The sequence below is a fragment of the Thalassospira profundimaris genome (assembly GCF_003326755.1).
GTDB lineage: Bacteria > Pseudomonadota > Alphaproteobacteria > Rhodospirillales > Thalassospiraceae > Thalassospira > Thalassospira profundimaris_B.
Map to the genome: position 1 here is coordinate 527,237 of NZ_JPWH01000001.1, position 13,539 is coordinate 540,775.

General features: G+C 55.5%; 12 protein-coding genes. 8 read left to right on the forward strand and 4 right to left on the reverse strand.

Annotated elements, in window-relative coordinates:
* The first annotated feature begins 2 nt into the window (after nt 1-2).
* The 5 genes from TH25_RS02380 (at nt 3) to TH25_RS02400 (ending at nt 5,295) form a co-directional block, all read left to right on the forward strand.
* Nucleotides 3-1,106, forward strand: coding sequence for a microcin C ABC transporter permease YejB (locus TH25_RS02380; protein WP_114086790.1), 1,104 nt, complete (start codon nt 3-5; stop codon nt 1,104-1,106).
* A gap of 3 nt (nt 1,107-1,109) precedes the next feature.
* Nucleotides 1,110-2,144: an ABC transporter permease gene (locus TH25_RS02385; RefSeq protein ID WP_114086791.1), complete on the forward strand. Its 1,035-nt coding sequence runs from the start codon at nt 1,110-1,112 to the stop codon at nt 2,142-2,144.
* A gap of 10 nt (nt 2,145-2,154) precedes the next feature.
* The gene (locus TH25_RS02390) at nt 2,155-3,789 is read left to right on the forward strand and encodes an ABC transporter ATP-binding protein (protein WP_114086792.1); all 1,635 of its coding nucleotides are present in this window, start codon (nt 2,155-2,157) and stop codon (nt 3,787-3,789) included.
* 44 nt (nt 3,790-3,833) lie between these two features.
* Nucleotides 3,834-4,487 carry a hypothetical protein gene (locus tag TH25_RS02395; protein WP_114086793.1) on the forward strand — a complete coding sequence of 218 codons (654 nt, stop codon included), beginning with the start codon at nt 3,834-3,836 and terminating at the stop codon, nt 4,485-4,487.
* 619 nt (nt 4,488-5,106) lie between these two features.
* The gene (locus tag TH25_RS02400) at nt 5,107-5,295 is read left to right on the forward strand and encodes a hypothetical protein (RefSeq protein ID WP_114086794.1); all 189 of its coding nucleotides are present in this window, start codon (nt 5,107-5,109) and stop codon (nt 5,293-5,295) included.
* Nucleotides 5,296-5,492: 197 nt separating this feature from the next.
* Here the strand turns inward: TH25_RS02400 and TH25_RS02405 are convergent, their stop codons facing one another.
* Nucleotides 5,493-5,840 carry a MarR family transcriptional regulator gene (locus TH25_RS02405; protein ID WP_073955339.1) on the reverse strand — a complete coding sequence of 116 codons (348 nt, stop codon included), beginning with the start codon at nt 5,838-5,840 and terminating at the stop codon, nt 5,493-5,495.
* Nucleotides 5,841-5,926: 86 nt separating this feature from the next.
* Nucleotides 5,927-7,318, reverse strand: a complete 1,392-nt coding sequence (locus TH25_RS02410) for a leucyl aminopeptidase family protein (protein WP_258548996.1) — start codon at nt 7,316-7,318, stop codon at nt 5,927-5,929.
* A gap of 222 nt (nt 7,319-7,540) precedes the next feature.
* Here TH25_RS02410 and TH25_RS02415 point away from each other — a divergent pair, with 222 nt between their 5' ends.
* From TH25_RS02415 to TH25_RS02425, 3 genes are all read left to right on the forward strand, one after another.
* Complete coding sequence (locus tag TH25_RS02415; protein ID WP_114086796.1) at nt 7,541-8,209, forward strand: glutathione S-transferase family protein; 669 nt, start codon at nt 7,541-7,543, stop codon at nt 8,207-8,209.
* Between the two features lie 70 nt (nt 8,210-8,279).
* Nucleotides 8,280-8,915: a uracil-DNA glycosylase family protein gene (locus TH25_RS02420; RefSeq protein ID WP_114086797.1), complete on the forward strand. Its 636-nt coding sequence runs from the start codon at nt 8,280-8,282 to the stop codon at nt 8,913-8,915.
* Between the two features lie 92 nt (nt 8,916-9,007).
* Nucleotides 9,008-9,295, forward strand: coding sequence for a 4a-hydroxytetrahydrobiopterin dehydratase (locus TH25_RS02425; RefSeq protein WP_114086798.1), 288 nt, complete (start codon nt 9,008-9,010; stop codon nt 9,293-9,295).
* 114 nt (nt 9,296-9,409) lie between these two features.
* Here the strand turns inward: TH25_RS02425 and TH25_RS02430 are convergent, their stop codons facing one another.
* Together TH25_RS02430 and TH25_RS25220 are read right to left on the reverse strand one after the other, a co-directional pair.
* The gene (locus TH25_RS02430) at nt 9,410-10,171 is read right to left on the reverse strand and encodes an SDR family NAD(P)-dependent oxidoreductase (protein WP_114086799.1); all 762 of its coding nucleotides are present in this window, start codon (nt 10,169-10,171) and stop codon (nt 9,410-9,412) included.
* Between the two features lie 259 nt (nt 10,172-10,430).
* The gene (locus tag TH25_RS25220) at nt 10,431-13,409 is read right to left on the reverse strand and encodes a pentapeptide repeat-containing protein (RefSeq protein WP_114086800.1); all 2,979 of its coding nucleotides are present in this window, start codon (nt 13,407-13,409) and stop codon (nt 10,431-10,433) included.
* Nucleotides 13,410-13,539 lie beyond the last annotated feature (130 nt).

The window sequence follows — 13,539 nt, forward strand, 5'->3', positions numbered from 1 at the left end:
CCATGCTGAATTATGTTCTGCGGCGTGTTTTGCTGATCCCTGTCACCCTGTTTGGCATTATGGTGCTGAACTTTGCCATCGTGCAATTTGCCCCGGGCGGCCCGGTTGAGCAAATGATCGCCCAGTTGCAGGGTACTTCCGTTTCGACAACGGCGCGTATTTCCAATAATGGTGCCGATACCGGCGGTGGCTCTGGCGGCGGCAACAATTTTTCCACCGATTCAAACTATCGCGGGGCACAGGGTCTGGATCCCGAGGTCATTACCCAGCTTGAAAAGCAGTTCGGCTTTGACAAACCGGCCTATGAACGCTTTTGGCTGATGATGAAAAACTATCTGACCTTCGATTTCGGCCAAAGCTATTTTCAGGATCGCGATGTGACCGACATCATCCTTGATAAATTGCCGGTATCCATATCGCTGGGGCTGTGGTCCACACTGATCATTTATCTGGTTTCCGTACCGCTGGGGGTTGCCAAGGCGGTGCGTGATGGCACCAATTTTGATGTCTGGACATCGGTTGCCATTATTATCGGCTATGCGATACCGGGTTTTTTGTTTGCCGTTTTGCTGATCGTGCTGTTTGCGGGCGGGACCTATCTGGATATTTTTCCGTTGCGCGGTCTCACATCAGCCGGATGGAGCGACATGTCGCTTCTGGGTAAAATCGGCGATTATTTCTGGCATCTGACGCTGCCGATCATTGCGCTGACCATTGGCGGTTTTACCACCCTGACCATGCTGACGAAAAACTCGTTTCTCGATGAAATCAACAAACAATATGTGGTAACGGCGCGGGCCAAGGGCCTCAGCGAAAAACGGGTTTTATACGGCCATGTCTTTCGCAATGCCATGTTGCTGATCATTGCCGGTTTTCCCAGCGCGTTAATTGGCTTGCTGTTCACCGGCTCGGTCCTGATCGAGGTGATTTTTTCGCTGGATGGCATTGGTCTTTTGGGTTTTGAAGCGGTAATGAAGCGCGATTATCCGGTGATGTTTGCCACCCTGTACATGTTTACGCTGGCCGGGCTGGTTTTGAACCTGATCAGCGATCTCACCTATCATTTCGTCGATCCGCGCATCGACTTTGACGCGCGGAAGGATTGAGACATGGCACACGCATTACAGCTTTCTCCGTTAAATCAGCGCCGGGTGGAAAATTTTCGCGCCAATCGGCGCGGTTATTGGTCGCTGGTTATTTTTGCGGTTCTGTTTGTCATTTGCCTGCTGGCCGAGGGCATCGCCAATGACCGGCCACTGGTGGTGAAATATGACGGTCACTGGTATTTCCCCATCATCAAGGATTACCCGGAAACCACCTTTGGCGGTGATTTTGATGTCGCAACCGATTTTTACGACCCCTATTTGCAGGGCAAAATCCAGAATAACGGGTTTGCCGTTTGGCCGCTGATCCCGTTTTCCTATGACACCATCGATTTTAACATGCGCGAACCGCTGCCCGCCCCGCCATCAGCACGGCACTGGCTGGGGACGGATGATTTGGGCCGCGATGTTCTGGCGCGCCTGATTTACGGGTTTCGCATTTCGGTTCTGTTTGGTGTGGCGCTGACGGTGATCAGCTCGGTCATCGGCATTGCGGCGGGTGCGGTGCAGGGTTATTTCGGCGGCTGGGTGGATCTGACATTTCAGCGTTTTATTGAAATCTGGGGGGGCTTGCCCCAGCTTTTTATTCTGATCATTCTTTCCAGCCTGTTTGCCCCGGGATTCTGGACGCTGCTGTTCATCATGGTGCTGTTTAGCTGGATGGGCCTGACCGGCCTGGTGCGGGCCGAATTTCTACGCGCGCGCAATTTTGAATATGTCCGCGCCGCCCGGGCCCTGGGGGTGGGCGATGTGCGCATTATGGCGCGCCACGTTCTGCCCAATGCGATGGTTGCCACCCTTACCTTTTTGCCCTTCATTCTCAATGGTTCCATCGTGGCGCTGACCTCGCTGGATTTCCTGGGTTTGGGGATGCCGCCGGGCTCGCCTTCGCTGGGCGAATTGCTCTCGCAGGGGAAAAACAACCTTCAGGCCCCGTGGCTGGGGATTACGGCCTTTTTCGCCATCGCCATCATGCTGAGTTTGCTGATTTTTATCGGTGAAGCCGTGCGCGATGCCTTTGATCCGCGCAAGACATTTTAAGGGGGCAGGGATGTCACAACAGGGCAAAACCGAATATCTTCTCGATGTCAGCAACCTTGCGGTGCGTTTTGGCAAGGTTGATGCCGTGCGCGGCGTTTCCTTTCACATGCAGCGGGGTGAAACGCTGGCGCTGGTGGGGGAAAGTGGCTCGGGCAAGTCGGTTACGGCGATGTCGATTTTGCAATTGCTGCCCTATCCCCGCGCGTCACATCCGACAGGATCGATCCTGTTTGACGGGCAGGAAATGGTGGGGGCGGATGAACGCACCCTGCGCCAGATTCGCGGCAATCGCATTTCCATGATCTTTCAGGAACCGATGACGTCGCTTAATCCGCTGCATCATGTGGAAAAGCAGATCGGCGAGGTTTTGCTGCTCCATAAGGGCCTGCGCGGGGCCAAGGCCCGCGAACGGATTATCGAGCTTCTGGATCTGGTTGGCATTCCCGATCCGAAATCGCGCCTGCGTTCGCTGCCCCATGAATTATCGGGCGGGCAGCGCCAGCGTGTGATGATTGCGATGGCGCTCGCCAATGACCCGGAATTGCTGATTGCGGACGAACCGACAACGGCGCTTGATGTGACCATTCAGGCGCAAATCCTGCAGCTTTTGCACGATTTGCAGCAACGACTGGGCATGGCCCTGTTGCTGATCACCCATGATTTGCAGATCGTTAAAAAAATGGCCGATCAGGTTTGTGTCATGAAGGATGGCGAGATTGTTGAATTTGGCGATAATGACCGCCTGTTTGATCAGCCGCGCCACCCCTATACCCGCCGCTTGCTTGATGCCATTCCCTCGGGCCAGGCGCGCCCCTTGCCGGAAAATGCCAAGCAGATTTTGCAAACCGGCGATATTCGGGTGCGCTTTCCGATTGGCAAAAAAGGCATTTTGGGCAAGCCCGAATATTACCTGGATGCGGTGGATGGTGTGTCGGTTTCGCTGCGCCAGGGGGAAACCCTTGGTATTGTCGGTGAAAGTGGTTCTGGCAAAACAACGCTGGCAATGGCGATTTTGCGCCTGCTGAAGTCGCAAGGCGATATTACCTTTGACGGGCAGGATGTGCGCGCCCGGGATGGTGCGCAATTGCGGGCGCTGCGCCGGGACATGCAGGTGGTGTTTCAGGACCCGTTCGGGTCCTTAAGCCCGCGTATGTCTGTCGCCCAGATTGTGGGCGAGGGGCTGGAGATCCATCAGCCGGAACTTGATCGTGCGGCGCGCGAAGAACGCATCGCCCAGGCCCTGCTGGATGTGGATTTGCCCGAAAGTGCCATGCACCGCTATCCGCACGAATTTTCCGGCGGGCAGCGCCAGCGTATTTCGATCGCGCGCGCCCTGGTGTTAAAACCGCGCTTCATGGTCCTTGACGAACCGACCTCGGCACTCGATATGTCCGTACAGGCGCAAATTGTCGAACTGCTGCGTGATCTTCAGGAACGCTACAACATGGCGTATCTGTTTATCAGTCACGACCTTAAGGTGGTTCGCGCCCTGTCGCACCGCGTGATGGTGATGAAGGGCGGGCAGCTTGTGGAAAGTGGCACGGCGGATGATATTTTTGATCGTCCGCAAAATGCCTACACAAAAGAACTTCTTGCCGCCGCCCTTGATATGGACGCGGTTTCGACACGGAATAACGCACGATAGAACGCAAAGAGCGTGCGTAAAAAGGATAGCTAGGGTTGGGTAAAATGGGTGAAACCCGGAAAGTCCCGCAGGGGTGGCCTGCGGAACGTGTGCTTCGTTTTGTCGTTTTTGGGGCGATGTTTGTCGCCTCGGTACTTATGGTGTCTGTCCCGGTTGCTTATGCCTCCTCTGGCGAAGGCAGTGCGGAAAGCGGTGAACCCGTTTTGCCGGGCAATGTTTTCAAGCTCGACAAGGTCGTGACAACCATTGTGCTGCCCGAAGACCATGTGATGCGCCAGATTGCCGCCGATGTCTGGCTGGAACTGACATCAAGCGAGCATCGCGCGGTTGTTTCCCACATCCAGCCCAAATTGCTCAATGCCTTCCTGCGCGATTTTCAGCGGTATTTTTACCGCGATACCAAATATCGCGCCGAGAAGATGGAAAAAGGCAATCGTGGTTTCCATTATGAGGCCCCGCCCCTGCTGACCCCGCCCGAACCAAAGCATGACGAAGATGGCAACGAAATACATGACGCGCCTGCCAAGGACGGAGAAGAAGCAAAGCCGGAATTCAGTCCTTTCCCGCCGACGACCAACCAGGTGATCGCCTTTTTGCAGGTGCGCCTGAAGGCAACCTGTGACAGGGTTTTGGGCGAGGGAATTGTCAAATCGGTGCAGGTGCGCGGCCTGTTTGACCAGTGGCCGAATGAACGCTAGGAGTACAACCTCCCATGCCCTGCTCATCCTCTGATCGGTAAACAGGCAGGGGCGAGGGAAGCCTGAGCCGGTTCCTGGGGCCAGTCCGGAGAAGGATGTGTCAGGCCCGATAGAAATTGTTTAATTGCCCGGCAATGGTTATCGGCAGCCTCATTTTGGACCGGCAGCGATTGCTGGCAGAATGCTGCCCCGAAATGATGATGATATGGCAAGAGCTATCGGCCGCATCGTTAACCAGCGTACCTGAGTGGTGCTTGAAATTGCGGATGAACGGTATACGGCTCACCTGCTCTTAAGAGGATCCATTAGCGCAGACGTCCTATTCTGGAACCCCTCAGGGGCGTAACGTAGTGCTCTGTCGATGGATGAAAAAAACCACAAAACGCTGTCAAAACGAATAGGCTGTCGTCGATTTATCAACAGGTTACAGCGGCGAATGCCGGGTCCGAACAGGCCTCCTGATTGCGGGTTTCATCTTTTTCCACTTTTGTTTCATTTTCGTAATGATATATCCGCAGTCATGGGGCCTCTGACGGTGCCTGGGTTCCCTGGCACCGGTTGTGGGGTCAGCGGTTTGGCATGATGTTTCGGGCTTGGTAGCCGGTTTTGGCCTGTTGTGATGCCACGTGCCGTGTTTGGCAGCCTGATCATCATCCCCGTTAAATCGGTTTTCATTCTGTATGGCGTCATGCGGCTGTTGCGGGCCTGCGGGTTCTATATGCAAGAAAACGCTTATAGTGGCGCGATGATGTGCGATCAGCCAGATTTGCCCGATCTGTGCGTGGCATTATGGCATCATGATTCTTAAAAGGCGGGGAGATATGACCGGAATAACCGCAACATACCAAACGGTCGGTATTTGATGCGGATCGGTATGTTACAGCGTACCATCCGGTTTGGTACGATCCTGTAAGGGAATGTATGGTTTGTCGCCAAAAGGGCCATTATGCCGGTAGGGGCGTGTCGGTGACGTCATGCGCTACTATCGTGACAATAGCGGTATGGTTACTGGGTTTTCTTGCCCGCATTACCAACAATATCGCCAAATTCCCGTAAAAAGACCGATCCTTTGACAGTCCGCTGAATCAGGACGGAACGGCGGTCATCTTCATCGACCTTGCGTTTGACCAGGCCAAGGGAACTTAAACGGTCGAGCGCACGGGTAATCGCCGGTTTGGAGATATTAAGGGCATCGGCCAAACCACGAACGGTGTGGGGAGCCGGGGTCAGATAAACGGTAAGAACAAGGGCCATCTGCCGGGCGGAAAGATCGGGGGAATCCCGTCTGACACCTTCAACAGTCGCGATGCGCCAAAGGTCAAGCGCCTGTGACGGTTTGATCTCGATGGGCATATCTATGTCCAACAGCCTGTTTGTTACGAATACGTAATCTGTTTACCTGACCCCGACAATGAAGTCAAAGGTTGATTTTAATTAATTTACTGACCGTAACGATCACTGAGAACCCTGAAAGCCGCGCGAATACCCTGGGCTTCGCCCCCTTCGGGTTTGCCCGGCGTCCCGGACGGATTCCAGGCCATCAGGTCGATATGCGCCCAGGCCTTTGCCCCCTGTGCGAAACGGTCCAGGAACAGGGCGGCAATAATCGCACCGCCAAATGCCCCTGATGATATGTTGTTGGTATCGGCAACCCTGCTGTCAAGAAGCGGGCGATAATCTTCCCAGATCGGCAGGCGCCAAACCGGGTCGCCAATTTCCATGCCGGTATTTTGCAGCGCGTTTGCCAATTCGTCATTATTGGAAAATAGCGCCGGCAGCCCCAGGCCCAGCGCCACACGGGCCGCCCCGGTCAGGGTGGCAAAATCCAGCAGGACTTCCGGGTCTTCGCTGGCCGCTTCGGTTAGCGCGTCAGACAGCACCAGCCGGCCTTCGGCATCGGTATTGCCCACTTCCACCGTCACGCCCTTACGGGTATTGATCACGTCGCTGGGGCGAAAGGCATTGCCTGAGACCATGTTTTCAACCGCCGGGATCAGCACGCGCAACCTTACGGGCAATTTCGCCGCCATGATCATGCGGGCCAGGCCCAGTACCTGTGCGGCCCCGCCCATATCTTTCTTCATCAGCAGCATGTTGCTGGCCGGTTTCAAATCATAGCCGCCGGTATCAAAACACACGCCCTTGCCCACCAGGGTGACACGCGGCGCGTTTTCATCGCCCCAGCGCATATCAATCAGGCGCGGGGCGCGGTCGCTGCCTTTGCCAACCGCATAAATGGCCGGGAAATTCTGCTTTTCCAGTTCTTCGCCGATGATGGTGGTGACACTGGCATCAAATTCGCCCGCAAGGCTGCTGGCGGCGTCGGCCAGTTCGGCCGGGCCCATGTCATTGGCGGGCACGTTGATCAGGTCACGCGCGAGCGCAATGCCGCGGGCGCTGTTTTCGGCCCGGTCGGCGGCGGCAGTATCAGGGCGGGCAAACTGTGCCAGCGGCGCATCGATTTTGCGGTAACGATCAAACCGGTAGCCGCCCAGATAAAGCCCCAGAACCGCGCGTTCACACAGGGTTTCGTCTTCCAGCACGCTGGTTTCAAGCTGATAGGTGCCTTTGGGCAGGGTCATGACCAGGCTGGCAAAATCCCAAACCGCCTTGGCATCATTTTCAAACCCCAATACGACACAGGCCGCAGCCCCATCGGCAGCAGGCAGCAGCAGGCTGGTGCCGCGTTTGCCCTCAAACCGGTTGGCACCGATCCAGGATTTATGCAGGTCCGAAAGACCGTTAACCCAGGCATCGAACCCACTGGTGGTTACGGTATGGATTGTCAGCGGATTTTGGGCCGAGCTGGCGGGGATAAGATGGTCGAACAATTGATCCGTCCTTGTTTGTTTTGGGTGGCAGGCAGCAATTTGGGTGCGGGCCGCATAATCGGCCATCCCCTTAATATGCTAGTCGGCATTATGGGGGGATTGGCATAAAAACAACAAGGGGGATTGGGCGGATAATGCGCTCTGTGCTAAGCAAGACTCCCGGGGCGACATTGAGCGTCCTCTGGCTTGGCAATACTCCATCCAATCAAAAGGTCTCCGTTTATGGAAAATCTTCCGGTTCTTTATATTGGCAATAAAAATTATTCATCCTGGTCGCTGCGCGCCTGGCTGGGCCTGCGGGCAACCGGGGTGGCCTTTGAGGAAAAGCGGGTGGCACTTTACACCGATGAATGGTTTGCCAAGGCCCCGGTGATTTCACCCACCGGTAAAGTCCCGGCCTATTTTGATGGTACAAAAACCATTTGGGAGGCATTGGCGATTTTGGAATATGTCGCCGATACCCGGCCCGATACGCTGTTATGGCCGCTGGATATGGAGGTGCGCGCCATTGCCCGTGCGGTGTCGCTGGAAATGCATGGTGGCTTTACCGCCATTCGTTCCAATATGCCGATGAATCTGCGCAAGGATCTGACAGGCCGGGGCCGTGGCCCTGCGGTGGAACAGGACATCAAACGCATTGGCGATATTTTCAATCTGTGCCGCAGCCGTTACGGGCAGGGTGGGGATTTTCTGTTTGGTGATTTTTCAATTGCCGATGCCATGTTCGCCCCGGTGATGACCCGCTTTAAAACCTATGGCGTGACCCTCGATGCCGTGGGCGAGGCCTATAAGGAAACCATCTTTGCCATGCCTGCCATGAAGGAATGGTATGAGGCGGCCCATGCCGAGGAGGAAGTGATTGAACGTGCCGAATTGCCCGATATTGACTAAGCGAACCGGCACATTTGCGGCCAGTGCGTTGGCGGCGTATTTTGACTGATTGAAAAATATCGGAGGATCAATGTCCGATACGGCAAAATCAGACATACCCGAAATTGACCCGCCCGGTCAGGATCCGGCGCTTGACCGGGTGCTGGCCGATGTCCGGGCCTGCCGGATATGTGAAGAACATCTGCCGTTAGGGCCGCGCCCCGTCGTGCGCATGGCGGTTTCAGCCCCGATCATGATCATCGGGCAGGCACCGGGCACCAAGGTGCACGAAACCGGCCTGCCCTGGAACGATGCCTCGGGCGACCGGCTGCGCGACTGGTTGCACATGTCGCGGGCGGAATTTTACGACCCGGCCCGGCTGGCAATTATGCCAATGGGGTTTTGTTATCCGGGCCGCTTTGATCGCGGTGGCGATTTGCCACCCCGGCCGGAATGCGCGCCAGCCTGGCATGATCTGTTATGGCGGCATTTGCCCAATATCCGGCTGACCCTGCTGATCGGGCAATATGCCCAGGCGCGGTATCTGGGGGCAAAACGGGCCCGCACCATGACGGAAACCGTGCGCCAGTTTGAGCGTTACCTGGAGGATGGTTTTTTACCCATGCCCCATCCAAGCTGGCGCAATACGGCATGGATCCGCAAAAATCCGTGGTTTGAGACGGACCTTTTGCCGGTATTGCGCGACCGGGTGCAGGCGGCATTATAAAAACACGATGCGTTCAAACGCCTGACATGTTTTGATGGCGCTATGACATCAGATTGACGGGCTGATTGTTACGTTGCAAGAAGGAGGCAGAAATGAGCAAACTCTCCCCCGCCGAAGCCGAAATTGCCCTGAAAGAAGTCAGCGGCTGGATCCTTGCAGGCGATGGCCTGTCCATTCAGAAAACCTTCAAATTCGGCGATTTTAACGAGGCCTTTGGCTTTATGACCCGTGTGGCCCTTAAGGCCGATAAAATGGACCATCATCCGGAATGGTTTAATGTCTATAACAAGGTGGAAATGACGCTGACCACCCATGATGTCGGCGGTGTGTCGCAAAAGGACATTAAATTGGCCGCCTTTGCCGATGACGCAGCCGGTTAAGGGCCGGACCAAACATGTGTGGTGATGACTTTGCATAAGGTGCGAAGAATAACGTGCGGATCGGGCCGGTTTTATCCGGCCCGTTTTGCCCTGTGGGGTTATTTGGGTTTGGGCTTATTTGGCTTGCAGCCGCACCGCACCGTCCAGACGCACGGTTTCGCCATTCATCATTTCATTTTCGCACATATGCAGGGCGAGGCGGCCATATTCTTCGGGCTTGCCAAGGCGTTGCGGGAAGGGGGTATTGGCAGCAAGGCTGTCCTGCACCTCGTCGGGCAGACCAGACAACATCGGGGTTCCAAACAGGCCCGGCGCAATGGCCATCACGCGAATGCCGTGGCGCGCCAGTTCGCGCGCGGCAGGCAAAGTCAGAGAATGCACCGCCCCCTTGGATGCGGCATAGGCCGCCTGGCCGATTTGCCCTTCAAAGGCGGCAATCGAGGCCGTGTTGATGATAATACCGCGCTCGCCACTTTCCAGCGGGTCGGCTTTGCTCATGGCATCGGCAACCACGCGCATCATGTTAAAGGTGCCGATCAGATTAACATTGATCACCTTGGCGAAGGCATCAAGGCTTGCCGGGCCTTCGCGGCCAACAATGCGCTCGCCATGTACAATGCCCGCACAACTAACCAGAATGCGCGGTGTGCCCAGCTCGGCGGTAATGGCGGCAACGGTTTCCTCGACATTGGTGGCATTGGTCACATCAACCGCATATCCCTTGCCCCCCAGTTCGCGGGCGGTTTGTTCCGCGCCGTCACCGTTCAGATCCAGCGCGGCAATCTTCGCCCCGGCTGCGGCCAAAACCCGCGCCGTCGCCGCCCCCAGGCCCGATGCCGCCCCCGTTACAATCGCCACATTCCCTGAAACCTGCATTAACGCCTCCTGTGTGCTTTCATAATTTGGTATTCCTATACCAAATTATCTGTTTTTATGGCAAGGGAAAGCAAAATGACGCAAATCCGACCTGTGATCGCCAACCAGTCATTATACCCCGCCCTTTCGCGGCCAACATACAGGAGAGTCTGAAAACCGGATGTGCTGAGCGGTTCGGAGGCAACATTGATACTATCCCCTCGTCGTACTCTAAAGCCGGTCTTTCGGTATAATGCGTGACAGAGTTGCGGCTGTGCGCTTATTCGTCCTGTTCCGCCTCAATCAGGATTGCTCCTTTTAGGTCCAGCCCTTCTAAGTCCTCCCTATTTAGGAACGCCCCGCGTAGGTCCGCCCTGCGTAGGTCCGTCCCGCGTAGGTTCGCCCCGCGCAGGTTCGCCGCGCTCAGGTTCGCCGCGCTCAGGTTCGCGTCGATCAGGTGCGCCGCGCTCAGGTCCGCCCCGCGCCCCCGCACCCCGCACAGGTCTGCGCCGTGCAGGTTCGCCCCGCGTAGGTTCGCCGCGCTCAGGTTCGCGTCGATCAGGTGCGCCGCGCTCAGGTCCGCCCCGCGCAGGTCCGCCCCGCACAGGTCTGCGCCGTGCAGGTTCGCCCCGCGTAGGTTCGCCGCGCTCAGGTTCGCGTCGATCAGGTGCGCCGCGCTCAGGTCCGCCCCGCGCAGGTCCGTCTTGTGCAGGTCCGCCCCGCTCAGGTCCGCCCAGCTCAGGTTCGCGTCGATCAGGTGCGCCCCGCTTAAGTTCGCCTGAAACAGGAACGCGCCGCTCAGGTTCGCGCCGCTCAGGTTCGCATCGCTCAGGTCTATTCGAATCAGGTCCGCGCCGCGTAAATTGATGCGGCTAAAGACAGAGCGTGCGACCATATGTCGGGCAAAAGTTAATCGGCTGACAAAGGCGATGGCACTATCGGGGAATATCTTTGTGTTGATATCTATTGTCGGGCTTGGACACGCGTCGGATTTTTTCTGATCAATCGGAATGATACAAGCAGATGCCGAGGCGGTGGCAAGCAGAGCGCTTTCAGCGCAGCGCTGATAGGTTTCGAGAGTGCGCCATTTCAAAATTGAGAATGCTTTCGGCACCGGAAGTCCGTGCTCTATGACCCAATTCAACATCTCCGTCAGCCCTTCTTTGATCTCAACGGCTTTCGTGGGTGTTAAACGATGGCGAGCTTCATCATATAGAAATTCGATGATGTAAGGTGTCAGTTCCGCCCCTTTAATGAGTTCACTCCATTGTTCTGCCAATTGCTCGAGGTCTTCGTCCTCTACCACTTTATCGGCGAGTCTACGGGCGTGAGACAACAGGCCGCGTGCGGTTAGAAACTCACCAAAACTTTTATGGATGAACTCAAAGCCGTCGTCGTCGCTGTTTCCGCCAGGGCGGGTATGGATGTTCAGGGCGACAGATTTTAAGGATGCGGCATGGATCGATTTAAAGCGCCCTTCTTTGTGCAGATGTCGCTTGCGAACGGTGAGAAATTCTTTTTCATCCCCGGTTCGGCCATTGCCGCGCCAGGCTGCCAGACCGAGCACCTCCATCAAATCAAAGAAATCCTTACATGACAGGTTATGAGACGCAGAATGCTCCTTGCCTTTGTTTCTCTCATAAATCTTTTCAAGGATGTCTTCATAGACAAGGTTGCGATTATCTGCCGCCAGTTGCCATTTCGCCCCGCAATATTTTGAATTGATCAACAGGTGCAAAAGCAACGGCTCCAGATTCAGGGCGGACATGCTTTTGTGGGTGACAGGTTCTGGAATGTTGTTTGCGTCCAATCCCTTGGCGTAGGCCCATTGTTGCCAATAGGTTTCGCGCTGATCAATCTGCATCAGGTTTTCGGGGTCAAAAAGGTCGTGCTTGTTTTCATCCTCCTCGGCGAACGGGCCAAACGGAGTTGTGTCGAGCAGGCAAGTTTGGCGCGTCATGGGAGCGATTGGCGCGACATTCAGCATTGTGGGTAAAGGCAAATTGGCTGCCTTCATGGCCTGTTCGCAGGCGATATTGCGGCCCAGAACAACGGCACGGACAGGAGGGCTATCGTTGTTCAAAGGGGAAAGCATCCGCGTAAGCGACAGCAGAAAGTCGCGTGCGTATTTTTCCGCATCGCCCGCATCTGCCGTTAATTCATCCAAGCCGTCAAAAATCAGCAGCAACGGTGTGGCATCTGCCTTTCGCCACTCCAGCGGGCTTTCTGGCAAACCGGGATTACCCTTTGGGTTTACAAGCGAATTAAACTTGCGAAAGTAAGTCGCAATGTCTTGGTCAAGTTGGCCCGTTAAATGCGTGTATTGCAACCTGATCAATGCGACCCTGTGTTCATTGGGCTTTTGTGCAACCTCGTGGGCGAAGGCCCGGGCAAAAGAGGATTTGCCGCAGCCGGGGCCACCCGCAATCACGCGAACAGCGTCCTTGCGTGCGTCTCCCTTAAGCCAGTCATGTAAAGTCTCGTGCAAATTGGAGACATGGGCCGTGCGTTTGATCTCTTCTCGTTCACGGTCATCCGTTTCAATTGCGATGTCTTCGTTCCAGAAACAGCGCAAGCGCAAATATACGGCGGCAAGCGGAACCGTCTCGTCAGCATCGGGCGAGAAAACAGGCTCATCGGTGAATTGTGAAGAAATCCAGAAATTATGTCGTGCCCAGTCTGCCTCGCGGCGGGCGGCTTCTCCGCCAATGCTGACAAGCGCATCTTCAAGGGGTTTGAAATAGGTTGGATTTTCGCAAATTACCCTGTTGGAAGCAGACTGCAATGCACGGTCAAAGCGCGTTTGCAGGGTGTCCAGCTCCAGATTATGGCCGGTTGTGGATGTTAACAACAGGTCAGGAAGTGCTTCGCGGGCCTTTTTGAATACTGGCGATAAGACAGGTGCGCGGAGTGTTGTTTGGTCAAGTTGTGCATCCCCGTCATCAAACTGCATCGATGCTTCAAGGAACGTTTTAATCGCGTCTTCTTTGTTCACAGTCAGGGGGGCAAGGCGTTGTGCCTGCGCCAGAATGTCGCTGGCGGCATATGTCAATGTTCGCGCGGCCCAATTCCAGGCGCGATTAGGCGGCGTGTCGGATTCTTTACCAGCCAGTTCTTTAACGGCGTCATTCAATCTAAGAACGATGGTGTGAATGTTTGGGCCTGTCGGCTTCCCGGCTTCGATAGCGGCAAGCATCCCGTGCATGAGTGAACGCACCCAATCTCGGCTTACTACTGGCTTTTCAAAAGGTATGGTCATGCAATTCACTCCATAAATGCCTGTGCAAGCCAAGGGTAACGGCTGCGATGATCAAGGCCGTATCGCGTTAATCTCTTGGGTTGTAATGGTTTTCACCTTAGGTGCATTCCTGCGTGTTCACAAGCAAGAG